Here is a 22,256-nt window from a genome sequence, read left to right as displayed (position 1 = left end):
GGGTGGCTGCGGGGCCGCCGGCGGCACCCAACTCATCGGGCGACCGCTGCGCGATCGGCCGGAACGGCGCCGCTCGCGGCGGCTGTCTCGGCCTGGAGGGCCCGCTCGCGCTGGGCGAGCGCAACGGCGGCTGGGTCTCGTTCCCCGACCGCCCGCTCCGGTGCCTCACGGTCCGTGCTCGAGCGCTCCTGGCGGGATCGGTCGACGGTGTAGGTGGTGCGGTTGTTGTCGTGGCCGATGCGGGAGGCAATGAACTGCTCGCGCTGCTCGCCCTGGTACTCCTGGACGTTGCTGCGGCCCTCGGCGATGAAGTTGTCGCCCTTCTGGAACTTCTCCGCCGCGCGCTCGGCGGCCTTATCGAACATGACCAGGTTGGTGAACTCGCTCTCCAGCTGCGTGAACGAGCCGTCCTCGTTGCGCTGGAACTGCTCGATGCCAACGCGGGCGTAGAAGCGGTGCCCGCCGTTGCTGGTCTCGGTCAGCTGCGGATCGGTGGCGATGAACCCCGACAGGGCCTCGCGGGTGGGAATGGCCATGAACCCTCCTTCAGGGTCTTGATCGGTTCGCCCGCTGCTGCGGGTCACAGGTCAGGTACGGCCGGCGACCTGCCGGTCACGCGCCCGGTCGCAGGAGGCGTTCGACGTGGGCGCGGTCCTCGCGCAGCTGGGCGGCGTCGGCCCGCTTCGGCCAGGGACGCAGCGTGGTGATGATCGGGCGGGCGGTGCGGAGCATGACGACGCCGGTGCCGAACGGCAGAGTGCGCAGCACGTCTGGCGGAAGGATCGGGACCCGCCGCACGGAGCGCTGGGTCGAGTGCGAGCCGTAGCCGTCGGTGGTGACGCTGTCGGTGGTCTCGTCGCGGTCGCCGATGAGCGTGGACAGGTCCTGCAGGTCGCGGCTGTTGGATGCACCGCCGAGGATGACCTTCACGATGGAGGCGTCCCAGATCGCGTTGGCGTTGTTCTCGCCCCACTTCTCCCGCGCCTGCGCGAGCGATTGGAGCACGGGCAGAGTCGTGATCCCGGTGCCGCCGCCTTCTGCCATCAGCGTGGGCAGCGACGGCAACGGCGAGAGGTTCCCGATCTCGTCCAAGGCGAGCAACAGCGGCGGGTCCATCCGCGCGCCGGGCGAACGCGCGGCGATCTTCCGCGCTTCCTCGACGAGGTCCTCGATGAACGCCGCCACGAGCGCAGCCGACGCCCCAGCCCCCGCACCCGTCGCGAGCAAGTACAGCGTGCCACCGTCGCGCAGGAACGACTCCGGATCGAACTCCTCACCGACCGCCGGAGACACGGCGTCCAGCACGCGAGGATCGGCGAGGGCAGCGAGGGCGAGGGACACGCCCTGCCAGATCGAGTCGCGGGTGCGGGGGTCGGCTTGCACCATCGCGTCAAGCGAGTCCGCCCACCCGTCGGCCGCACCGGGGTGGGTGGACAGGATGCGGACGGCGTCACCGGCGAGGGTCGGGTTCAGCGCCCACTGGTACAGGGTTCTCGCGTCGCGGCCGTCGAGCGCGGCCGCGTGCAGCAGCGCCTGGATGGCGGCAGTGGTCTTGCCTTCCCAGAACCCGGCGTCCTGCACCCCGCCGAACCCCGTAGCCGTCGCGAGCCCCTTGGCGCGGATCATCGCGGTGAGCGGGTCCTGGCAGCCGCGGACCGGCGACCACCGCATCCCGGCAGACAGGCCGGGAGCGAGCTGCTGCGGGTCGAACACCGCGACCGGCCCCTTGCGTTCCCGGGCGCGGAGGGTCGCGGTGAGGTTGTCGGGCCGGGTGGAAGTGGTGATCACGGCGCCGGGCGCGTCGAGCACGCTGTTGATGACGACGTGCAGGCCCTTGCCGGAGCGGGGCGGTCCGATCAGGAGGATGCTGTCCTCGACAGTTGCCCACACCTGACCGCCCTTGCTCGTCCCGAGCAGGTAGCCGACATCGCCCGGCTCGGGCTTGCCGGTCAGGGACGGGCGGAGCGTGCCGGCCTGCTTGACGAGCGCTTTCGGGGACGCGACGCGGGCGACCTCGGCGCCGCTGGCTGTGCCGGCAAGGTGGTGCGGGTTCGTCGCGGCGCGTGCGCGGCTGATCGTCCGCCACACGAACACGCCCGCGGTCGCGAGGATTCCCAGCAGCAGGACCACGAGCGCCCAGTACGCGAAGGGGTTCAGTCCTGGTGCTCCCAGGGCGGTGCCGGGGTCGGCGGGCCTCGCGAGCACGCCGAGGCCGTCGGTGATGCCTGCGGTGGGTTGCGGGTGGCCGGTGAGGAACGCGGCGATGCTGCCGGCCAGACCGAGCACGCCGCCGAACGCGACGACGGCGACCAGGCCGCCGAGTGCGATGTTCAAGAAGGCGTCGTTCGCGGGCCTGGGGTGAGCGGACGGCATGGGCGGGTCCTTCCTGACCTCGCCGCGTGTCGGCGAGCTCAGGTGGCAGGTGCGGAGTTCAGTCGATGCGGCGCACCGTGGTGGTTCCGGAGATCCGACCCAGCAGGATCAGCTCCCCGGTCACGGTCGCGTGTTCGGCACGGTCCAGCAGCGCCCGGGCGGTGCCGTTGCCTGCGGCGGAGGTATGGCGGAGCACGAGCGCGATCGCGACGTCCTCACCGGGCACGAACCCGTCCGCGGTGAACTCCACCAGCTCAGGCCGCGGCCGCTCCGGCGACTCGTCGACGGGTGCCGTGCCGTCGGGGTCGGGGGTGAGGATGTCGGCGTAGACGCTACCGTCGAGCTCGCGGACCTCGACCCGGGTCGGGCTGGCGAACCGGGCGATGAGTTCGGCGATCGCCGGCCCGAGCTCATCGCGGCGGGTCGGCGTCGCGGGCAGCCGTTTGCCGTTCACGGTGAGCACGACGTGCTCCGCTGAGACGACCTCGGCGATGATCTGCGGCAGCACTGGCGGCACCGACCCGGTCGTCTCGGCCCGTCGTCCGCGGCCGATCACAGAGCCTCTCCCGCGCCGTCACCGAGGCCTCGCCCGGCGGTGGGATCGAGCATCCGAGACCGAGTATCGAAGGCCTGCAACTCAGCAGGGTGCAACTGATGTTGCACGACGTAGGAGGATTCTTTGATGCGCCAGAGCCCCTGTCCGGTGCCCAGAGCGGGCAGCAGTTTCCGCTCCGTGCCGGTCAGCCCGAGCGCCTGCGCGGTGGCGCCGAGCTGATCGGATTCTTGCCGGTAGATGATCCTGGTCTCCGCGTTCGCGAGCAGCGAGGACGCCAGCGCGCGCATTGCCGATCCCTGGTCTCCGACGTTCTCGAGGTCGCTGAGCTTGTGGAAGATGAGCAGGTTCGCGAGGCCGTAATGCCGCGCGAGACGCCAGTGGGCGTCCATGCGGCGCAGCAGTGACGGGTGCGACATCAGCCGCCACGCTTCGTCGTAGACGACCCACCGTTGCCCGCCGTTTGGGTCCAGCAGTGCGGATTCCATCCACGCCGACGAGCATGTCATCAGCACGGAGATGAGGGTGCTGTTCTCCACGACGCGGGACAGGTCCAGGGAGAGCATCGGCAGCGAAGGGTCGAACCGGACCGTAGACGGGCCGTCGAACAGGCCCTGCAGATCCCCGGCGACCAGGCGCCGCAGCGCGTGCCCGACCAGTCGCCCGTCCTCGGCCAACCGGCCGTCGGTGTCCTCGGTACGGTCGGGGGCGAGGATGCGGTCGACCACCATCGGCAGGATCGGCACCGAGCTCTGCGAGACCGTGGCGCGCAGGGCGACGTCGATCGCGGTGTGCTCCAACGGCGTCAACGACCGCTCCAGCACGGTTTCCGCGAGTGCGCCGATCAGATCCCGCCGGCGGGCAGCGACAGTAGTGGCCCACTCGTCGTCGGCGACCCCTCCCGGGCGGTAGCCCTCGTCCAGCGGGTTCAGGCGGGCGCCGAGCCCGTGGCCGAGGATGATCGCCTTCCCGCCCACGGCGCGGGCGACCGGGGTGTGCTCGCCCTTCGGGTCGCCGGGAACGTACACGCGGCGGCCGAACGCGATCGACCGTGTGTAGAGCGACTTCGCCAGGCTGGACTTGCCGCTGCCAACGATCCCGGCCAACACCAGGTTGGGGGCGGTGATGATGCCGCGCTGGTAGAGCACCCACGGGTCGTAGACGAACGACCCGGAGCTGTAGAGGTCCTGGCCGACGAACACCCCGTTCGAGCCGAGCCCGCCCTCGGCGAGGAACGGGTACGCGCCCTGCAACGCCGCGGAGGTGTCCTGGTGGGCCGGGACCCGGAACCGTCGCGGTGAGCGCAGCGCCGCCGGACCCGGCTCACCACCACGCGGCAGGTATGTGGTCGCGCGGGTCTCGGCCCGCTCCGCCTCGTATCGCGCCTTCGCTTCGGCGCGTGTGGTGGCCTGGTCCTGCGCGAGGACCTGACGGGCGGCGCGCTGCCGCTGCCGCCTTGCCTTCCGGTCGCCCTTTCCGGTCTCGACCAGGACGGTCGAGTACAGCTTCCTGCGTGTGTCGTCCGCGCCCATCGCGCACCCCGTTCCCTTCGCCTGTGATTTCCGGTGGTCAGGTGCGGGTCACAGGCCGCGGCCCAGCGGCAGGGCGGCGGCGACGAACGCCTGCGCCTGCTGCCCGACCAGCAGGCGGGTTTCGCAGGAGGCTTGGATCGCGGCCTGCTCGATCGCGGCGACCGCCGCGTCGAGCTCGTCGATGCTCGGGGCGGAGATGGCGATCAGCCCGGTGTAGCGCAGCACGCCGTGCCCGGCGGTGAGGTCCGCCTCCTGCTGCAGCACGTCGGCGTACTCGGCGGACTGTGAGGCGTCCTCGATCTGCCCGATCCGCTGCCGCTGGCTCTGGTCGCTGATGTACTCGGTCTTCTTCTTGCGGATGTCGCGGGCGGCCTGGTCCGAGCGGATCGGGTCGTACAGCAGTGTCACGGCCCGGCGGATGCCGCTGGAGAGCAGGATCGGGGCGAGGAATCCCGGGTAGACCTGGGAGCGGGGCCATTGTGATACCCACAGCACCGCGTGGTGCGCGGAGTCCGACCGCAGCCGGCTCCAGGTCTCCTCGACCGCGACTGGGCCGGCGGTGGCGAGGTCGCGGCCGATGTCCCCGGCCCGGTCGAGGGTGGCGGCGATCTGCGGGTCGTACGCGGTGCGGAGCATCACCGCGAGATCTCCGGGCGTGTACCAGTCGGAGGGCTTCAGGTCCGCAGCGCGCAGCGCGGTGGTCAGGGTGTGCATCTCCTGCCGCAGCACTTCCGCGGCGCCCTTGATCCCACCACCGGCAGAGCGGATCTGCCGCGAGGCTGCGCGCATGTCCAATGCGAGGGACAGGGTGGTGATGTGGCGTTCCCCGGCGGGGCCGGCGCGTTCGATGAGCTCGGCGTAGGTCTTCGCGACCCACGACGCGTCGTCGTGGCCGTGCTCGGTCCACCACTGCGATAGGCCGGATCCGGAGTCCGGGACCGAGCGCTCGAGGACCTGCACGCGGGCGATCCGCCCGGAGCGGCACACGGTGGACAGTACCCGGCCCCAGCCGTGCACGCGCCGCTCCTGCTCACCGGGGTCCATCAGCACGAACGCGGAGTGGGTCACCTCCAGGATCGCGGTCAGGGTCTGCGCGTGCGGGTCGTGCACCATCACCGCCCCGGACTCGGGATCCTCGTACTCGCGTAGCGCGGCCGCGTCGCCCGGCAGCGCGAGAGTGCCGGCGGGGCGGGGCTTGACGATCCGGCGCCGGTACGCGGTCTGCCGGGCGGCCTTGCGCCAGACCCAGTGCCCCGTGATCGGGACCCACTCGATGAGCTTGCGCCCGCCGACTCCGACGACCGCGAGCGCCGCCATGCTCAGCCACACCGGGGCGGTGTAGAGAGCTGCGGGGCCGCCGGAGTACAGCGCGGCGATGAAGATGACCGCGCCGGTGGCGAGGGCGATCACCTGCGGCAGCGACAGGCCCAGGATGATGCCGCGGGTGGTGAGCCGGGAGAACTTCACCGGGCTCAGCTCGTAGTCGGTGGTGGCCATGACGCTCCTTCGGACGACGCATACGGGGTGGTCGTCTGCCAGGTACGCATCGCGCCCCTGGACGTGCGGAAGCGGCGACGCTCCGTGGCTGGGTCAGGTCGCTACAGCTGACCGAGCCGGGTGCGCCGCCGCTTCCGGGGCGGGCGGTTCACCTCCTCTCGACGTGTGCGGTGGGGTCGGTTACCGCTTGCCCGGATCCGTCGGGGGCGGCGCCGCTGGTGGTGGTGAGGTGCGTGGCTCCGCCGGCGCCTGCGGGGGCTGCGACGCCGGTTGCGACTGCGGCGGCTGGGACGGCGAGGTCGGCCGGGGCTGGAAGCGTCGCTGGGACGTGGCGTTCGCCGGAGGCGGCCCAGCCTGCGGGTCGTTCGCCGGCGGCATGGCCGGCTGGGTGGGGGCCCCGCTCTGCGACGGTGCGGGGCGCGGGGTGTCTTGACGCTGCTGCGCCCCGGTGGGAGGGGCGCTCTGGCCCTCCTGCGCCGCGGAGGCATGTCCTTCGGCACTGCGGCCGATCGCGCCGCCGAGCTTGGGCCCGGCTTCCGCGGCGCCCTTGGCGATCTTCGCGCCGGCCACCGCGGCGATTCCGATCGGCCCGGCGGCTGCGCCTGCGCCAGCGCCTGCTGCGGCACCGCCACCGCCGGCAGCTGCACCACCGCCCTCGGCCGCACCACCGCCCCCGGCCGCGCCGGCACTGCTTCCACCCGCCGCACCGCCGGCACTCGCGCCTGCCCCGGCCGTCTGCCCGGCGGGGGCCGCCTGGCCGCCTCCGGGCGGCGGTGGCGGTGGTCCACCAGGCCCGCCACCACCCCCGGTGCCGCCGGGTCCGTCGTCGCCGGCGCCGTCGAGGACCTGCTTGGGGGCGGGTCCGTCGGGCTTGCCGGACATCGGCAGCGGCCGGTTCATGGACTGCTTCGCCTCTTGTTCGGCGGACATAACGTGGTACATGTCGAAGCCGACGAACGAGATGAACTTGTACACCATGTACGGGGCGAACGCGGCGACGAACATCAGCACGATTCCCGCGACCGGGTCGGCGATCGAGGCGAGGTCGAAGTCGATCGGCGCGTTGGTCTGGTTGATCGCGACGAGGAACACCACCGCGATGACGAGCTTGGAGAAGATCAGTGCGAGCACGAAGCTCGCCCACTTCCCGAACCATCCCCGGGTGGCGTCCCAGGATCCGCCCGACAGGGCGATCGGGGCGAGCACGACCCCGACGAGGATGAGCGCCTTGCGGATCAGCAGGCTGAACCACACGATCGCCGCGGCGGTGAGCGCGAGGAACGACAAGAAGATCGTGATGATCGCCCCAGCGCCGGGGGCGGTCAGGTTGATCGCGGTGAGCCCGGCGACGAGGAGCCCGATCTTCGCTCCCATCTCCTCCAACGTGGTGCCGGTGGCCTGGATGACTCCGATGGTGAGCTGGTCGACGACTTCCAGCAGCGTGGTGGTGAGGGTGAGCACCAGGAACGAGCCGAGCACGCTGCGTGCGAGCCCGAGGGCGGCGCGGGACAGCGCGGACGGGTCGCGGCGGATGAGGCCGGTGATCAGCTGCAGGCAGAAGAAGATCAGCATGATGAAGATCGCGATCCCGAACATCACGTTGTAGACGGTGGTGTAGCCGGGTGCGGTCAGGTCGACCAGGGTGGTGGTGTCGAACAGCCACCACACGCCCTGGAACATCCAGGACGCGGCCTGCCCGACGGCCTGGGCGAGCCAGTCGAACGGGGCGCTGATCAGCGTCGCGGCGGTCTCGCCGGCGACGTCGCAGACGTTGCTGATGATGGGGACGTCACAGATCCCGTCCATACCGTTCCCCTCCTCTCATGAGTCGAAGGGGGCGGGTCAGGAGACGGTCTGGCCGACGTTCCAGAAGAAGTTGATGAGCGTGACGGCAGCGCCGGTGATGATCGCGGCACCGCAGGAGATCAGCACGCCGAGCTTCCCGCGGGAGGCGAGGTGCGGGTTGGAGCTGTTGGCGCCGAAGCCCCAGACCACGGCAGAGATGATCAGGGCGAGGACGGAAAGGATGAGTCCGACGGTCATCACGGCGCCGACGATGGTGCGGAGAGCTGCGATGCCCGGCAGTCCGGAATCGTTGGGGTTGATGTCGATCTGCGCCGGCAGCACGGTCGCCGTCTGGGCGAGGGCGTCGAGGATGAGGGTCATGCGGGGCTCCTTCACGAATGTGTGAGCCCTGCCCGGTGCGGGGCTCATCGCGACAGGTGCGGACCCCGCCCTTCCCTCTGGTTACAAGTCGAGCCGGCGTGCCGCGGGTGAGGTGCGCGAGACGCCTGCCCGCAGGCCGTTCGCGCCGGCGGAGTCTGGGTCGAGTTCTTCGGCGCGTGCGGCGAGCTGTTCGGTGAGCCGGGTCGCTCGGTGTGAGGCGTGCACGGCATCGCGGGCCAGTGTCCGTGCCGTCGGTTCGCCGCCGCCCCGGAGCACGGCTCGTTCGTCGGCGAGGTCGCGTTCGTTCTCGTCATGGAAGGTGCTGATGACCTCACGCAGCTCGGTGATGGAGAGGACGTCGCTGAACGGTTCGACCTCGACCCAGTTCTGCTGACGGGTCGACCAGACCTCCATCACCCAGGTGTACCCGTCGATGGAGCCCATGAAGTTCGCGTCGTCCCAGAACGTCAGCCGTTGCCGTTCGGGGTACTCGAGCACGTTGCCGTAGGCGTTGTTGACGTAGGAGCGCCAGTGCGCGTGCGGGTAGCCGGCGGTGATGCGTTCGGCCAGCTCTTCGGCCAGCGGGTACGTGGTCAGCGGGAGAGGTTCGCCGATGTTCTCCTCGTCGATGAACGTCGCAGCGATCCCGATCATCGCCTCTGGGGTGGCCGCTGAACCGGCACCGCCCGGGACGGGCCGGTAGGTCTCATCCCGTCCGTCCCACTCCTCGACGCCCCACACGTAGCCGGCATCGCCTGCCGCTGTGGTGATGCGCAGCAGGATCCGTTCGGGGAACACGATCGCCGCGCTGGGTGACCAGTCCGGGTCGGTGTGGTAGATCCACGCTCCGCCGGGACGGTGCTCCTCTTCGAGGACCTGGAGGAGCTGGTGACTGGTGGGCTGGGTCTGCGTATCGGCCATGGCGTCCTCAGAGAGTGGTGCCCACGCGCAGCAGGAAGTTCAGCCACGCCACTCCGGCACCGGCGAGCGCGGCCGCGCCGATGGAGACGAACACGCCGACCCGGCCTCTGGCGGCGGAGGTGGCGTTGCCGGTGGAGGACGACACGGCCCACACGATGGCGCAGATGATCAGCATCAGCACCGCGATGATGAGGGTGATCGTCAGCAGGGCGCCGACGATGCCGATCAGGGTCGAGCGGCCGCCGACGGCATCGAAGTCCGGGTACACATCCACAGCGGTTCCTCTCCGTCACAGCACGCTGGTCACCGCACAGGTGCGCTCCCGGCCCCGGTGGTGCGGTCCTAGAAGGCGCAGCCTGGGCCGCCACTGGTGGGGGCGTCGAGGCCTTCGACGCCGTGGTCGGTCAGCCACGGGATCGCATCCACCGGGGAGGCGCCGGCGCCGCCGGGGTGTAGCTGGAAGTGCAGGTGCGGGCCGGTGGACCGGCCGGAGGAGCCGACGTCGCCGATGTGCTGCCCGGCGATGACCCGGTCGCCGGCTTGGACGTGGATGCCGTGCGCCCACATGTGGATGTAGACGCTCGCGATGCGTTCACCGTCGATGGTGTGCTCGATGGTGATCTGCCCGGACGTGCCTCCGACCATCCCGGCGTAGGTGACGACGCCGTCGGCGAGGGCGAAGATCGGTGTGCCGTCGGCGGCGGCCCAGTCGATGCCGGCGTGGAAGCTCCGCTCGCCGGTGAACGGGTCGCTGCGCCATCCGAAGTCCGAGGTGTGCGTGTAGGTGCCGTTGGGCAGCGGGAACACCAGCGCCGTGGTCTCCGGGATGTCCGTGTCGCCGGGAGCCCCCGACCCGCCTCCGCTGCCCCCGCCGGTCGTGAGGGCTTGCAGGATCGTCCGGGCGGTGGGCTCGTAGTTGCGGTACCGGTCCGGGTAGGCCGAGACCTCGACCGCCTGCGCCGCTTCGCCCTTGTCCATCTGCTGCCACCCGGGGATATCCAGCAGCCCCCGCGGCGACGGATAGTTCGGGCCATCCGGTCCGCCGTAGAACGCGCGCGCCTGGTAGCCGGTGTCCATCAGCTCGGCGACCGTGCCCCACCCGGATGCGGGGCGCATCTGGAACAGCCCGAGCGAGTCATGGTCTGACCCGTTGCCGTCGTTGGGGTACTCGCCCGACTCGGGGTACGCGCCGGTGTTGGCGAGCTGCCGCAGCGTGGACTCGGTGAGGGCGGCCATCAGCGCGATGAGGATCCCGTCGCGTCCGACCCCGAGCGTGCGGGCGCCGGTCTCGATGATCGTGGCCGCGTGGGTGAGCTGCTGACGGTTCAGGGTGAACGTCGCCCCGTCCGCGGTGGAGACCTCCAGCTCGTCGGGGACGGGTCCGAGCACGACGCCGCTGGCAATGCACATCGCCTGGTTCGTCACCGCCGGGTTGACCAGCACCCCCACGCCGACGAGGGCCAGCATCGGTGCCAGCATCACCCACGCCGCGAGGGCGACCAAGGCCTTCTTCATCACGCCGCCCCGGTTTCAACGCAGCGGGTTGCCCAGCTGCGACAGGCGCAGCAGGACGCACCGGTCGGTGGCCGGCGGGCAGGACAGGAACATCGTGAACGCCACCGGATGCTCCGAGGTCACTTGCTCGTCGAACCAGACCCCGGTGCGGTGCCGGGTGCCCTCGACGGTGTAGGCGACCAGGCCGTCGGCGAGCTGTCCGTCGGCGGCGGCGACCGCTTTGTACCACTGGTCGGGGACGTAGAGCCGGTCGATGTCGATCCACTGCGCGGTGCGGTACTCCTGCAGGTCCCGCCACGTCGCATCCGACGGCAGGTAGCGGGACAGGTCGCTGATCAGTCCCGGCGTCTCCGCGCCGGACGGGTCCGCTGCGTCCAACAGCACCGCCCGGTGATCATCGGGGCCGAATGTGGTGAACGTGTCCCACACGAACAGTGCCTCCGCCACGGCCTCGGCGAACCGTTCCGGACTCCTCGTCTCCGGCAGCGCCTCCAGCTCTATCGGTCCGGGGGTCGGAGACGTCGGCGCGACGGTGCCTGGCGTCGACGGCCCCGTCGGGTCAGCCGGTGCCGGGCGCGGGCTGGGCGGGCCGGCGACCAGGCCGTAGATCCCGACGCCGGTCAGCACGGCCAGGATGATGCCGGCGGCGGCGAGGGAGATGATCAGCCGAGGCCGGCGGGTCCGGTCCGGGCCGGTGCGGGCGGGGTCGGTCATGACGGGGTGCCTCCTGTCCGAGTCGTCTGGCACCTCACAGGTGCGCACCCGCGCAGGTCACTCCAACCGGCGCCCCATGTCCTCACGCGCCTGCTCGGTTGCCGGAGCGTCCGCGTCGAGGGCTGCGGAACGCTCCTGAAGGGCCTGATCGAGCGGTCTGGGCTCGGGGTGCCAGGCGATCCGGCCGTTCTCGCTCTGCGCGGTCATGACGAGCTGGACGACCTGGTCCAGCGACGCGGCGGCGATCGTCAGCCAACCCGACGCCTTGGCCGCCTGCTCCTGGCCCGCAGCTCGGTCTCCATCATCGGTCGCCGCGAACGGGCTGTGCCGTTCGTGCCAGTCCGCCAGCTGCCGAAGGGACTGCTGCAGGCTCGTGAGCGCGGAGTGCATCGAGCCCAGCACCCGGTAGGTGTCATCCGGCACAGAGATGCGGCGGGTGGCGTAGGCCAGCCCGCGGGCGGCCTCGCCGAGCTCGTCGGCATCCCGCGCTGGGTCCTCAAACGTCGGCATCGGCCGTCTCCTCCCGTGCCGTGCGCGCGGCGTCCAGGAATGCCGCGGCCGCCGTGATGTAGGTGTCCACGAGCTCCCACTGGTCCGGTTCGGCGTGGCGGCCGAAGTCGGTCGGGTCGAACCTGTCCCACCAGCCGTGCTCACGGCGCAGCAAGTCGACGAGCTTGCGGATCTGATGCTTCTCCCGCAGCAGCGGGTCGGCGTCCTTCCATCCCACCCGCTCCACGCCAGCGGCACTCTCGCGCAACTGGGTGAGGCGGGCCAGAGCCAGCCCGGACTCTTTCGCGACCTCGGCAGGTCGCTCCAGCTTCTCCAGGGTCTGCAGCTCCTGCCGCGCCGACGTACGCACGGTCTCGGGCGCGTCGGGGTCGTCGGCGGCACGGCGGATGCCGGCGAGGTTCTGCGCGGTCTTGACAGCGAGGTAGCGGCCGTTGACCTTCCCGTCGGTGTTCAGCTCGATGAGCGCCTCGGCCGCTTCCTGCCGCACGTACGGGTCCTCCGTGTCGTCGGCTGCGATGCGGCGCAGTTCGTTGATCTGCTCGAGCATGGTCCGCGAGTCCCGCCCGGTGACCGCGCGGGCCGCCTGCACGCGTGCTTTGCCGCCACCTGACGGGGGTGCCGATTCGGCACCCCCGTCCCGTGCTTCGGCGACGCGGGCGTCACGGTCCGGGGAACCGAACCGGGTGGCGGCGTCGCGACGCTGCGCGTCCTCCGCGTACAGGGCTTTCAGTTCCTCGTACAGCTCCGCCTGCTCCAGCGGTTTCAGGGCCTTCTGTAAGGTCTGCTCGTCGCGGATCGCGAGGACGTAGGAGAGCTTGTCGGACACATCCGGCACGACCCACACGGGGGTGGACCGCCAGCCGAGGCGTTCCATCGCGGCCAGGCGCCGGTTCCCGGTGATCAGCACCGCGTCCTCGGTGATCGCCGGCGGGTTGAGGATCCCGACCCGCTCCAGCGACCCGCATAGCTCGTCGAGGTCCTCGTCCGGGTCGCGCCGGTACTGCGAGCCGCGACGGATCTGATCGATCGCCTGCTCCAGCACCAGATGCCCGCGTGCCACCTCGGCTCACCGTCCTTCCCGCACGTCAGGTACGGGAGCCATCCGACGCACCACGTCGACTAGCGCCGTATCGGAGAGCAGGTCCGCGACGTCGTCGCCGAGCAGCACCCGGGCCAGCAGCCCGTACCGCCCGGCCCGGCGCCGCCCGGCGGGGATCCCGACGAGCAGGCGAACGAGCTCTGCCCACTCCTCCCGCCGGTAGCCGAAGCGCACCGCGATGCTGAGGTCCTTCGAGACGATCTCCACGGCAGACCCGCCCGAGGACAGGGATGCGACGCGGTGGGCGATGTAGTCCACGGCCTGCTCGACCTGCCGGGCGGGCCACCCGGCGACGACGAGGAACACGCACACGGTGCGGATCACCGGGTCCGCGGAACCGTCATCGTCACGGCCGGCGCCGCCGACGAGCTCGGTGGCGTGCGGGTGGACGTCGTAGAAGAACTCCTCGTAGTGCCCCGCACGTACCGGCTCTTCGCTCGGGCGCTTGGAGGGGCGGCGGGCCTTGTCCTGGCTGGTCATGTCCCGGTCGGCGTGGGCCTCGGCGGCGATGCCGAGCGCGACCGCGCGGGTCACCACCGCCCACGGATCGTCGGCCTTCACCGTGGTGGACTGCCGCATGGCGATGAAAGCCTCATAGGCGGCGTCGGCCGGGTCGCGGTGCCAGGCGCGGGCGACCGGGGTGTACTTCGCGGTGGCGTAGACCATGAGCTCGGCGGCCACCGAGCTGGTCGCCCACGCATTGTGCGTGTTCAGGTCGATGAGGACCTGGCGCAGCCCCTCCGGGGTAGTGAATTCCGGACTCGTCTGGTCCGGGACGGATGGATCATGCATAGCGACTCCCTCAACGGATCTGGGTACAAGCGAGGTATGAACCCGCATCCGCGAAAGACCCGCCGCGCCCTCACCGGTGGCACGTGCCTCCCGGCGGGGCGCTCGTTTCAGGCGTCACTGAGCCGCGCCGCGACGCACCAGGTGCTGTCGCGGTGCACTGGGCCGCCGCAGTGTCGCGGCGGCAGTGTGGTCGGTCAGGTGGTGGATGCGGGGCCGGGCGTCGGGTGGCTGCCCGGGCAGGCAGAGGTCACCGGCTCACCCCCTGCCTGCCCAGCACGGGCTGCGCGGGGCTGGTCGATGCATCAGGGACGAGATCCGCCTCGCGGTGTGACAGCGCGCGGCGGATGCGGGCGGCGCCGTCGCGGGATGCTTGGCGGACGAGCTCGTGGACGTCCTGGTTCACGTCCGCGGTCTTCTCCATCACGCGCGCGCCGGCGCGGGCGGCCATGTCGGTGGGACGCACCCACTCCACATGGGTCTCCGGGTGTCCGGCCGGTGCGGGCGTGCGGCCCACGCTCGGGTCGCCGTGGCGGGCGATCACGTGCGCGTCCTCCGTATCAGGGCGCTCCGTATCGGGGCGCTCGGTGTCGGCACGCTCCGTACCTGGGCGCTCCGCCTCGGGCGGGTTCCCGCTGCCTGCGGGATCAGAGGGTGCGGGGTCGGTCATGACGGGTCTCCTTCCGTGTCCTCGTCAGGTACGGCCAGCCACCGGCCGATCGTGGTCGGATGCTTGCCCAGCTGCGCCGCGATCTGCCGTTGCGAGATCCCGTCGGCTGCGAGCCGCGCTGCCTGCTCCCGCGTCTCCCGATCGCCGCGCGCTCGCTCCCGCCCCGCGGACACCGGGCGCATCCGTTCGGCCCGCGGCTTGGCGCGCTCATCCTCACGAGCCGGCGGTGTCGCGTCGCTGCGTGTGGGGGCGGCGTTGCGGGTGAGCTCGACGGTCAGGTGGGTCATCGCTAGCAGTACCAGCGGCGGCACTGAGGCGACCAGTGCCGCGACCACCGTGGGCACGCGAGCGTCGGCGGCGACGATCGCGTGGGTGATGTTCGCCGCGACGGACACGCCGGCGCCGGAGGCCAGCAGTAGCCACGCGTAGCGGCGCGCGGCCGGTGCTTGGTTGCGCAGGGCGACGACGGAGATGGTGGCCTCGAGGATCACGCCGTCCACGATCAGTGGCCACACCCACGCCTGCCCGGCGGGAATGCCGGCCATGATCGCCAGGTCCTGCAGCGTGGTGAAGGACAGCCAGAACGCGCCCAGCGCGAGCACCAGGGTGCCGGTGACGCTGCTGGCGATCACCAGGCGCGGCACCCCGCTGGCGGGCCCGGCCACGCCTGCATCCGCCGGCGGGGCGGTGCGGGGCGCGGCGGGCGTGCTCATCGCCGCACGGCTCCCCGGATCGCACTGGACGATCGGCCCCCGTCGTCGGCAGCGGGTGTGAGCTGGATGGTGCGCCAGGCGGATCGGATGGTCGCCTTGATCTCCCGGGCACCCAGCCCGACGGCGAGCGCGGGTCGGTCGAGCAGATCGTGGATGCCCTGCTCGTCGAAGCCCTGCTCGGCCAGGCGGCACGATGCCCAGAACAGGCTGGCGTTCCGGTTACCCTCGGCCGCGCCGAAGAGCCAGCGGGTCAGTTCTTCGCCGCCCCGTGACGTTGCGTCGCGTCGTGGTGTGGTGACGCGGGGGCGGATGGGGGTGAGTAGGTCGTGGATCCGGTCGCCGTCGACCGGACGCGCCTGGATGTTGAGCGAAAGGATCGTGTAGCCCGCTCGTCTGCTCTGATCGATCACGCTCGACGGTGGGGCGAGGACGTAGCCGCCGGTGCCGCGGAAGTCGACGTGCCGCGTGCCGCGGGACCACGTCTGTTGTGGCCGGTCGGGATCGGAGGGGAAGTACAGATGCGTGCCGCCGGACGGTGTGCGCACGGCGGCGAGCGCTCCGGGGACCATACCCGCGCGGTGGAGGCGTTCGAGGGTGCGGTAGCCGTCGCCGCCGGCATGCACGTCGATGTCGAGCACGTCCAGGCCGTGTCCCGTGGCGATGCCGATGTTCGCCTCGGGCTTCCATGCCCACCATCCTCTGATGCGGCGTGCGCCGGTGGTCGCGTCCCGGTATCCGCGCGTGGTCAGCGGCTGCTTGCCGCCCGGGACGCAGGGGAACACGTCCAGGCCGGCAGCCGCATACATCAGGGCGGCTTCACGCAGGGTGCCGTCATGCGCACGCACGGCGCTCAGGGTCTCGTGCAGCGTCTCGATCATGTTCGCCTCCTCCCGCGGCTCAGGCGACGAGCGCTGAACTGCAAGCGTCAGGTGCGCGTCACTAGCCGGTAACCCGGAGCCGCGAACCTGGCCTCGACGCAGGGCCTTGGTTGCCTCGAGCACGCAGGTGCGGCGTCTACCGATCCGAACGTGACGGTCAAGTTCCGTCCAGCGATTCGATGCAACATGCGCGTTTGAGCAACGAAGATGCGCGAGTCGAGCACCACTCGCGTCCGATGCGCCGGGGGAGCAGGCGATCGCAGCGCTGCCGATGGTGCTGAGCGCAGGCGGGAGGCTCGAGACCTCAAGCCAGATAGATTATGCCGGATATTTCTGGCTGACGATAGAGGTGGATCTCGTCAGCGTAGAGGGGATGCCTTCCTCTCCCGCGCCTTCGTCTTGGGAGGAGTACGCCAAGAACCTCGGAATCGAACTGCAACGTCGGCGGATCGCGCTGGATATCACGCAGGAGAACCTTGCCCACCGTGCCGGTCTCACCCGCACGCACTACCAGCAGCTCGAGCGCGGGTTCTGGAAGCCGGGGTCACCGGCCAACCCCTCGCTGAAGATGCTCGTGCGCCTGGGACAGGCACTCCAGCTCGAGGTTGCCGAGCTGCTCCCGTCCGGACGGGACGTCGAGTGGCCGGACGCCTAGCGGGGTCACCGGCCGGGCAGATCCGGGCGCAGCCCGCGCCGATCTGCCTCCGGGTCACCGGTGACCTCGTGCCCGGTGAGCCGGTGACTGCGATCGCGCAGCAGGTCTGACAGCAGTGCTCCCCGCTCGAGGCGTGAGGAGGGCGCCGGGGGTGTGTCGTGGTTTCCGAGGTGGCGCCAGCCGAGCACTCCGTGCACGTCGCCATCCGCCAGTACCTGTTGCCGCCGCTGGACGGCCGCCGGTGTTCCTGCGGCAGCGTCGCCAGTCAGGCCGTCGTCGACCAGGATGCGGGCCTCGTCTGCGGTGTGCGCGGAGACCTCGAACTCAACCGGAACGCGGTAGGTCCACAGCTCTTTCGTTGCGGATGGGCGGGCAGGCGCAGGCGAGGCGTCGACGGCCGGTGTGGTCGATCGAGCAGACCGCGTCGTCGCGTTCGTCTCTGGCTCGGCTCCCTCGCCCTGCTGAGCTGGCGCCACGCGATGGTTGGGCGGTGAGGAGGTCGCGTTCACGGTGTCGGTGTTGATGAGGCGGCGCAGCCGCTGCTCGCGGGCCTCAGCGATCCGGTTGAAGTCTGCCTGCCACTGCGTGTGGTCCCAGGCGTAGCGGGCTCCTTCGATCTCGCCCTCGTAGCCGGGTGCGATCGTGACCAGGTAGTCCTGGCGGCGCGGTTCCGCCGGCAACGGGTGTTCCTGGAGCAGTCCCGCGATGCCCTCGCGTAGCCGCTGGACCTCCTCGACGCGCGCGAGGAGGTAGGTGGGACGCCGCAGGTACATGGCGATATCCAGTGCCTGCTCGGTGAACTCGTCGAACGCCGCCCCGTACGCGTTCTCATCGACCTCACCGTGCTCATCACGGAACGCATCCGGGTCCGGCTCCTCGGGGAAGATCTTGGCGAGCATGTCGAACACAGGGGTTTCCGTATAGGTGTCGGCGAACGCGTGCGGTTCTCGCAGCCGCAGGTCGGCGTGGCTGTTCCCGTCGATGTGCTTCAGCCCGGCCTCGGGGAACCATCGATCCTCCAGCGGGGAGAAGACGTCGCCGAGCTCGCGCAGGGGTGCAGCGTCGGTCAACAGGCGGTCCGCTCGGGACAGCAGCGTGTGCAGCCCCTGGGCCGCCTGCTCCCGCGTCGTCCCGGCGACCTCGAAGACGACCGGGATGGTGAACTTCTGCTCTGCGTCGGTCATGGTGTGCTCCTCGTCCTGCCGTGGGTGCTGAGGGTCAGGTAGGTCACAGCTCGCGTGCCGGCCCGGCGCCTGATCGGGACGGCGCTGCCTCTCCCGCGGCGAGCTGCGAGGCACGGCGGGCGAGCGCGTAGGACAGGTCCCGCTCGTACTGCCCCGCGGGACCGGTCAGGTCGGCGACGGGCAGTTGGGTGATGGTCGCCCGCGGCATCGGGGTCTCGTCGGCGAGAGCCTCGAGCCACTGATCGACATCCTCGGGGGTGTTCCACTGCTGGATCGGTGTGTGTTTGTCGATGAACTCGCGGCCGCCGGCGAAGGCTTCGGACTCTGCGAGCTCCTCGTACAGCTGGGTCGCGACGCGGCGGGCGAGATCGGTGCTGCGGGAGCCGATGAGGATCGAGGGCTCGACGTCGGGGTCGTCGGACCACGTGATCACCCCGACCGTGACGAACTGTGGCCGTGTCCTCGCCGTGCGGTTGGCGAGGAGCTCCCGGGAGTCCAGGCCGTCGTGACCTGCGGCCCGCACCAGGTGGGAGATCTGCTCCAGTGCGGCGGACGGGTGCTGGGTGCGGTCGTAGTCCTGCAGCGCCTCGGCGATCTGGGCCAAGCACGGGAGTCCACGTTGCCCGCTGGCAGGGTTGCAGCTGTGCGCCCGAGCGGGCTCAGGCGGGACGGGCCCACGGCGAGTCGGACCGGCCGCCCGCTGAAGTCCGTGCCCTCGTACAACCCTTCGGGCAACTCGGGTGCCGCCTCGCTGGCGTGGCCGGCGAACAGCGGATCGGACTCGGGGTACTCCGGGTTCGGGATTTCCAAGTACCGGTCCGCCGCCGCCAAAGTGATGCGCAGCCGCTGCAGCTCCGCGTCGGTCAGAACGCGCAGTGTGCCCGGCTCCTGCGCCTCGGTTTCCACGAGCGTGCGGAGCACCTCGATCGTTGTCAGGTCTGCGAGGAACGTCTGCTGCGTGGACGCCGACGTGTTGAGGCCCGGGTAGGAGTCCTCCTGATGCGACCAGCCGCGGATGCCTTCGCGTCCCTCGGGCGCGGATAGGGCTCCGACAGACCGTGAGGTGAGCGTCTGATCGACGATCCCGCGAGCCTGCGCCCATGAGCGTGCGGCGATCTCGAACACGACCGGTACACGCACGTGCCACAGCTCGCCGTGGTCGCCGTCGTCGGGAAGCTCGGCCATGATGATCCCTCCTGCCTCTCGGGTGCGCACGCCTCGCGCACATCACAGAGGTAGGCGGCGCTCACGAGCGTTCGATGGTCGCTTCCTTCCGCGGTCTTCTCAACCCGCTCCGGGTGAACGCCCGGCCGGCGGGTCAGGGGTCGGCGTGCCGCATCGCGACGCGGTCGATGCGTGAGGCGATCAGCGGGACGAAGCTGGGGTCCTTCTCCATCGCGACCACCCGCATCCCTTCCTCCAGCGCCGCCTCCACCGTCGCACCCGAGCCGGCGAACGGCTCCAACACGAGCCCGCCGCGCGGGGTGAGCAGGCGCACCAGCCACCGCATCAACGACAGCGGCTTCACCGTCGAATGCGAGACCCCGAACGCGCGCGGCCGCTCCGATCCCGGCGCCTTGTGCTCGTAACGGAAGATCGGGAACCGGGTCGAGGCCGGAGTTCCTCGCCAAGAGCCGGTCAGCAGATCCAGCGTCTCGGCCTGCGCGCCATCCAACGCCACATTGGCCGGCCACCGGCCCTCACCGAACCGTGCCGCGTCGATGTGCAACGCCCCGGTGCCATGCGTCAGCACGCTGTCGACCACCGTGCCCGGGACGGGCTTGCGGGCGATGATGATCGGTTCGAAGGATGGCCGCAACCCGGTGCCCCAGCCCGCCCACTGCTTCGCATCCTCGCTGACCGGTGCGCCCTGCTGCACGACACGACGTGTCGCGCCGAGCACTCCTTCCCGCTCCGACTCCTGCACCACCCGGTCCGGGCGCAGCACCCCGTTGCGCTTGTCCAGTGCATAGGAGAGATCCATGCTCTTGGGCATCCCCGAGGAGTACAGCCAGGCAATCTGATCGCGCACCTCGAATCCCGCGTCCTCGATCCCGCGCACCATCCGATGCCACGTGCGGGTGCCGCCGAACGCAGCCAGGTGCGCGCCAGGCTTCAACGCGTGCAATGCGCCGCGCGCCCACGCCGCGCACCACGCCTCGAAGACCTCCGGCCCGGTCATTGTCGACAGGTCGATGTCCGGCAGTGATTCTGCGAACCCCGCGGCGCCGTCCCACGCGTGCCCGTTGAACTCCAGGCCGTAGGGCGGGTCTGTCACCAGCGCGTCCGCCACTCCGGCGGCCAGTCGGGGAAGGACCGCGACAGAGTCCCCACCCAGGATGACCGCTCCGTCCCGGTCGATCTCGACAGGAAGATCACCGGTCCCGTAGGCATGCGGAACCTCGTGCGGCATGGAGTACCTGCTCTCAGAGCATGTTCGCCGCCGTTGCCCGACGAAACCCGTGCCAGCCAGGTACGCCCACCCGATCGCCCGCCAAGCACCCATGCCGCCGCTTCCCGATCGCCCCTTCTGTCGTCGACCCAGCGGACGCCCGGGCCCCACTCCAAGTGCTCCACACGATCGGCAATCGACGAATACGAGCCCTCTGAGTCAAATGCGACAGCCAGACCAGGGCATGGTGAGCTGGCTGGGCGGCGCCTACGACCTCGCTTTCGAGCTCGCGCCAGCCTGTCACCACTAGATCGCGACGACGGTCGGGTGGGCACTCGTCCGTGCCCAGCCGTGCTCGGGTCTACATTCGGTCCGGCGCACTGACCCCAAGGAGGTCCAGTGCGTTTCGAATCACTTGGCCGGTCGCGTCGTTGAGCCACAGTCTTGATCGATGTACCGTCAGGATCGGAGCTTGGTCGAGTGGAATGACCCGACAAGTGTTGTACCAGCGATGGTATAGGCCCGCCAACTCCTCGAGGTACCGGGCGACACGGTGCGGCTCGCGCACCTCGGCGGCGAACGCGACTATGCCTGGGAACCCCTGCAGCGCGCCAAGGAGTGCCGACTCCGTCTCATGCGTCAGCAACTCTGGCGCGAACTCATCGCGTGTGACCCCGGATGCCATGGCATTGCGCGCGACGTTACGCGTGCGGGCGTGGGCATACTGCACGTAGAAGACGGGGTTGTCGTTCGTGTGCTTGCGGAGGACATCGGGGTCGAGGGCAAGCGGGGAGTCGGCGGGGTAGCGCGCGAGCCAATAGCGCAGGGTGTCGGTGCCGAGCCAGTCACGCAGGTCGTCGAGTTCGATGATGTTGCCCGCACGTTTGCTCAGGCGCGCGCCGTTGATCGAGACGAGTTGCCCGATGAGCACCTCGATGTCTTCGTCTGGGTCGTCACCAGCGGCACCCGCGAGGGCCCTAAGCCGGTGCACATAGCCGTGATGGTCGGCGCCGAGGAGATAGATCTTGCGCGCATAGCCTCGGTCGCTTTTATCGAGGTAGTACGCGGCGTCCGACGCGAAGTAGGTGTATTCGCCGTTGGCGCGGCGAATGACCCGGTCCTTGTCGTCGCCGAACTCCGTGGTGCGCACCCACACAGCGTCGTCTTCGTCGAAGACGTGTCCCTGCTCACGCAGCCGGTCCACCGCCTCATCGACGAGGCTCGGCCGACCCTCCACACGCGCGTGCAGCAGGCGCTCCGAGAACCACACATCGAAACTCACGTTCAACGCAGCGAGGGATGCCTGGATCTCCCCGAGCTGGAACCCGTACGCCAGATCACGGGCTACCGCCAGACCCTCCGCCTCATCGAGGTCCAGCAGATCGGGGCGCGCTGCAACCACGCGACGGGCGAGATCTTCGATGTAAGAACCGACGTAGCCGGCTTCAGGGGTCGGCGCACCCGTCGCCGCAGCAAGCACCGACCGCCCAAAGCGCTCCATCTGGACCCCGGCATCATTGATGTAGAACTCGCGCACGAGCGAGGCCCCGCTGGCAATTAGGAGGCGCGCGATAGCATCACCGAGCGCCGCCCACCGGGTGTGGCCAATGTGTAGAGGGCCGGTGGGGTTCGCGCTTACGAACTCAAGACTGATCGTGCTCCCGCGCTGTTGATCGTTCGACCCGAACGCGACCCCAGCCTCCACGATCGTCTTGGCGACGGTTCCCGAGACAGCGTTGTCCAGCCGCACGTTAATGAAGCCCGGACCGGCGACCTCCACGCTCGTGATGCTGGGTGTCTTCGCGAGGCGTTCCGCAATCTCCATCGCGAGCTCACGAGGTTCGGCCTCGAAGTATTTGGCTAGCTTGAGCGCAACGCTAGACGCCCAATCTCCATGATCACGGCTCCGAGGCCGCTCGACAGAGACGTCACCGACAGGTAGTTCCCTCGACGAGTCCAGGCGCCGCTCTTCCGCAAGCTCGGCGACAACACCAAGCAGGGCAGCGATCAAGTCCCGGGTCATGCTGGCGTCCACGCCCGGAGGAATGCGAGCACCTTGGACGTGGGTATCTCACAAGCTCGTAAGTGATCCGCC

Annotated in this window: 22 protein-coding genes; 1 reads left to right on the top strand and 21 read right to left on the bottom strand. The window is 70.2% G+C overall.

The genetic code is table 11. The features are described 5' to 3' along the window. Positions 1 to 32 precede the first annotated feature (32 nt). The 17 genes from KY497_RS14430 to KY497_RS14350 form a co-directional block, all read right to left on the bottom strand. A complete protein-coding gene (locus KY497_RS14430) occupies positions 33 to 536 on the bottom strand; it encodes a single-stranded DNA-binding protein (protein WP_219869369.1) in 504 nt (167 codons plus the stop codon). A gap of 76 nt (positions 537 to 612) precedes the next feature. Then, positions 613 to 2,373, bottom strand: a complete 1,761-nt coding sequence (locus KY497_RS14425; protein WP_219869368.1) for a type IV secretory system conjugative DNA transfer family protein — start codon at positions 2,371 to 2,373, stop codon at positions 613 to 615. A gap of 58 nt (positions 2,374 to 2,431) precedes the next feature. Next, positions 2,432 to 2,890, bottom strand: a complete 459-nt coding sequence (locus tag KY497_RS14420; protein WP_219869367.1) for a hypothetical protein — start codon at positions 2,888 to 2,890, stop codon at positions 2,432 to 2,434. A 35-nt stretch (positions 2,891 to 2,925) separates the two neighbouring features. Continuing rightward, the gene (locus KY497_RS14415) at positions 2,926 to 4,458 is read right to left on the bottom strand and encodes an ATP-binding protein (protein WP_219869366.1); all 1,533 of its coding nucleotides are present in this window, start codon (positions 4,456 to 4,458) and stop codon (positions 2,926 to 2,928) included. Between the two features lie 48 nt (positions 4,459 to 4,506). Continuing rightward, complete coding sequence (locus KY497_RS14410) at positions 4,507 to 5,955, bottom strand: SCO6880 family protein (RefSeq protein ID WP_219869365.1); 1,449 nt, start codon at positions 5,953 to 5,955, stop codon at positions 4,507 to 4,509. A gap of 180 nt (positions 5,956 to 6,135) precedes the next feature. Then, positions 6,136 to 7,761, bottom strand: coding sequence for a conjugal transfer protein TrbL (locus tag KY497_RS14405; RefSeq protein WP_258185722.1), 1,626 nt, complete (start codon positions 7,759 to 7,761; stop codon positions 6,136 to 6,138). A gap of 36 nt (positions 7,762 to 7,797) precedes the next feature. After that, positions 7,798 to 8,121 (bottom strand): DUF6112 family protein, encoded by a 324-nt coding sequence (locus KY497_RS14400; RefSeq protein ID WP_214390145.1) that lies wholly within the window; start codon positions 8,119 to 8,121, stop codon positions 7,798 to 7,800. Between the two features lie 81 nt (positions 8,122 to 8,202). Beyond that, a complete protein-coding gene (locus tag KY497_RS14395; protein WP_219869364.1) occupies positions 8,203 to 9,042 on the bottom strand; it encodes a hypothetical protein in 840 nt (279 codons plus the stop codon). Between the two features lie 7 nt (positions 9,043 to 9,049). Further along, the gene (locus KY497_RS14390; RefSeq protein ID WP_219869363.1) at positions 9,050 to 9,316 is read right to left on the bottom strand and encodes a DUF6112 family protein; all 267 of its coding nucleotides are present in this window, start codon (positions 9,314 to 9,316) and stop codon (positions 9,050 to 9,052) included. Between the two features lie 68 nt (positions 9,317 to 9,384). Beyond that, positions 9,385 to 10,557 (bottom strand): M23 family metallopeptidase, encoded by a 1,173-nt coding sequence (locus tag KY497_RS14385; protein ID WP_219869362.1) that lies wholly within the window; start codon positions 10,555 to 10,557, stop codon positions 9,385 to 9,387. A gap of 15 nt (positions 10,558 to 10,572) precedes the next feature. Further along, positions 10,573 to 11,271: a hypothetical protein gene (locus KY497_RS14380; RefSeq protein WP_219869361.1), complete on the bottom strand. Its 699-nt coding sequence runs from the start codon at positions 11,269 to 11,271 to the stop codon at positions 10,573 to 10,575. A 57-nt stretch (positions 11,272 to 11,328) separates the two neighbouring features. Further along, positions 11,329 to 11,781, bottom strand: a complete 453-nt coding sequence (locus KY497_RS14375) for a hypothetical protein (RefSeq protein WP_219869360.1) — start codon at positions 11,779 to 11,781, stop codon at positions 11,329 to 11,331. Further along, positions 11,768 to 12,841 carry a ParB N-terminal domain-containing protein gene (locus tag KY497_RS14370; protein WP_219869359.1) on the bottom strand — a complete coding sequence of 358 codons (1,074 nt, stop codon included), beginning with the start codon at positions 12,839 to 12,841 and terminating at the stop codon, positions 11,768 to 11,770. Before KY497_RS14370 ends, KY497_RS14375 begins: the two co-directional genes overlap by 14 nt. Positions 12,842 to 12,847: 6 nt before the next feature. Next, the gene (locus KY497_RS14365; protein ID WP_219869358.1) at positions 12,848 to 13,672 is read right to left on the bottom strand and encodes a hypothetical protein; all 825 of its coding nucleotides are present in this window, start codon (positions 13,670 to 13,672) and stop codon (positions 12,848 to 12,850) included. Between the two features lie 247 nt (positions 13,673 to 13,919). Then, positions 13,920 to 14,339, bottom strand: a complete 420-nt coding sequence (locus KY497_RS14360) for a hypothetical protein (protein WP_219869357.1) — start codon at positions 14,337 to 14,339, stop codon at positions 13,920 to 13,922. Next, positions 14,336 to 15,052, bottom strand: a complete 717-nt coding sequence (locus KY497_RS14355; RefSeq protein WP_219869356.1) for a DUF2637 domain-containing protein — start codon at positions 15,050 to 15,052, stop codon at positions 14,336 to 14,338. The genes KY497_RS14360 and KY497_RS14355 overlap by 4 nt, the downstream gene beginning before the upstream one ends. Continuing rightward, on the bottom strand, positions 15,049 to 15,930 hold the full coding sequence (locus KY497_RS14350; RefSeq protein WP_219869355.1) for a bifunctional DNA primase/polymerase: 882 nt from the start codon (positions 15,928 to 15,930) through the stop codon (positions 15,049 to 15,051). The genes KY497_RS14355 and KY497_RS14350 overlap by 4 nt, the downstream gene beginning before the upstream one ends. Before the next feature lie 373 nt (positions 15,931 to 16,303). Between KY497_RS14350 and KY497_RS14345 the strand changes: the two genes are divergently transcribed. After that, positions 16,304 to 16,585, top strand: a complete 282-nt coding sequence (locus tag KY497_RS14345) for a helix-turn-helix domain-containing protein (RefSeq protein WP_219869354.1) — start codon at positions 16,304 to 16,306, stop codon at positions 16,583 to 16,585. A 5-nt stretch (positions 16,586 to 16,590) separates the two neighbouring features. Here the strand turns inward: KY497_RS14345 and KY497_RS14340 are convergent, their stop codons facing one another. From KY497_RS14340 to KY497_RS14325, 4 genes are all read right to left on the bottom strand, one after another. Further along, the gene (locus tag KY497_RS14340; RefSeq protein ID WP_219869353.1) at positions 16,591 to 17,769 is read right to left on the bottom strand and encodes a hypothetical protein; all 1,179 of its coding nucleotides are present in this window, start codon (positions 17,767 to 17,769) and stop codon (positions 16,591 to 16,593) included. A 43-nt stretch (positions 17,770 to 17,812) separates the two neighbouring features. After that, positions 17,813 to 18,373 (bottom strand): hypothetical protein, encoded by a 561-nt coding sequence (locus tag KY497_RS14335; protein ID WP_219869352.1) that lies wholly within the window; start codon positions 18,371 to 18,373, stop codon positions 17,813 to 17,815. Positions 18,374 to 19,087: 714 nt separating this feature from the next. Then, positions 19,088 to 20,182: a site-specific DNA-methyltransferase gene (locus KY497_RS14330; protein WP_219869351.1), complete on the bottom strand. Its 1,095-nt coding sequence runs from the start codon at positions 20,180 to 20,182 to the stop codon at positions 19,088 to 19,090. Positions 20,183 to 20,522: 340 nt separating this feature from the next. After that, complete coding sequence (locus KY497_RS14325) at positions 20,523 to 22,184, bottom strand: arginine--tRNA ligase (protein ID WP_219870356.1); 1,662 nt, start codon at positions 22,182 to 22,184, stop codon at positions 20,523 to 20,525. Between the last annotated feature and the right edge of the window lie 72 nt (positions 22,185 to 22,256).

It is taken from the genome of Microbacterium sp. PAMC22086 (assembly GCF_019443525.1).
GTDB classification, from domain to species: domain Bacteria; phylum Actinomycetota; class Actinomycetes; order Actinomycetales; family Microbacteriaceae; genus Microbacterium; species Microbacterium maritypicum.
Note: the sequence above shows the minus strand (reverse complement) of the source record. Positions and strands in the feature narration are given on the sequence as shown.

Bases quoted from the DNA above. Each gene is read 5' to 3' on its own strand.
- KY497_RS14430 (WP_219869369.1), bottom strand. From the start codon at position 536: ATGGCCATTCCCACCCGCGAGGCCCTGTCGGGGTTCATCGCCACCGAT.
- KY497_RS14425 (WP_219869368.1), bottom strand. From the start codon at position 2,373: ATGCCGTCCGCTCACCCCAGGCCCGCGAACGACGCCTTCTTGAACATC.
- KY497_RS14415 (WP_219869366.1), bottom strand. From the start codon at position 4,458: ATGGGCGCGGACGACACACGCAGGAAGCTGTACTCGACCGTCCTGGTC.
- KY497_RS14410 (WP_219869365.1), bottom strand. From the start codon at position 5,955: ATGGCCACCACCGACTACGAGCTGAGCCCGGTGAAGTTCTCCCGGCTC.
- KY497_RS14405 (WP_258185722.1), bottom strand. From the start codon at position 7,761: ATGGACGGGATCTGTGACGTCCCCATCATCAGCAACGTCTGCGACGTC.
- KY497_RS14400 (WP_214390145.1), bottom strand. From the start codon at position 8,121: ATGACCCTCATCCTCGACGCCCTCGCCCAGACGGCGACCGTGCTGCCG.
- KY497_RS14395 (WP_219869364.1), bottom strand. From the start codon at position 9,042: ATGGCCGATACGCAGACCCAGCCCACCAGTCACCAGCTCCTCCAGGTC.
- KY497_RS14385 (WP_219869362.1), bottom strand. From the start codon at position 10,557: ATGAAGAAGGCCTTGGTCGCCCTCGCGGCGTGGGTGATGCTGGCACCG.
- KY497_RS14380 (WP_219869361.1), bottom strand. From the start codon at position 11,271: ATGACCGACCCCGCCCGCACCGGCCCGGACCGGACCCGCCGGCCTCGG.
- KY497_RS14375 (WP_219869360.1), bottom strand. From the start codon at position 11,781: ATGCCGACGTTTGAGGACCCAGCGCGGGATGCCGACGAGCTCGGCGAG.
- KY497_RS14365 (WP_219869358.1), bottom strand. From the start codon at position 13,672: ATGCATGATCCATCCGTCCCGGACCAGACGAGTCCGGAATTCACTACC.
- KY497_RS14360 (WP_219869357.1), bottom strand. From the start codon at position 14,339: ATGACCGACCCCGCACCCTCTGATCCCGCAGGCAGCGGGAACCCGCCC.
- KY497_RS14355 (WP_219869356.1), bottom strand. From the start codon at position 15,052: ATGAGCACGCCCGCCGCGCCCCGCACCGCCCCGCCGGCGGATGCAGGC.
- KY497_RS14350 (WP_219869355.1), bottom strand. From the start codon at position 15,930: ATGATCGAGACGCTGCACGAGACCCTGAGCGCCGTGCGTGCGCATGAC.
- KY497_RS14345 (WP_219869354.1), top strand. From the start codon at position 16,304: ATGCCTTCCTCTCCCGCGCCTTCGTCTTGGGAGGAGTACGCCAAGAAC.
- KY497_RS14340 (WP_219869353.1), bottom strand. From the start codon at position 17,769: ATGACCGACGCAGAGCAGAAGTTCACCATCCCGGTCGTCTTCGAGGTC.
- KY497_RS14330 (WP_219869351.1), bottom strand. From the start codon at position 20,182: ATGCCGCACGAGGTTCCGCATGCCTACGGGACCGGTGATCTTCCTGTC.
- KY497_RS14325 (WP_219870356.1), bottom strand. From the start codon at position 22,184: ATGACCCGGGACTTGATCGCTGCCCTGCTTGGTGTTGTCGCCGAGCTT.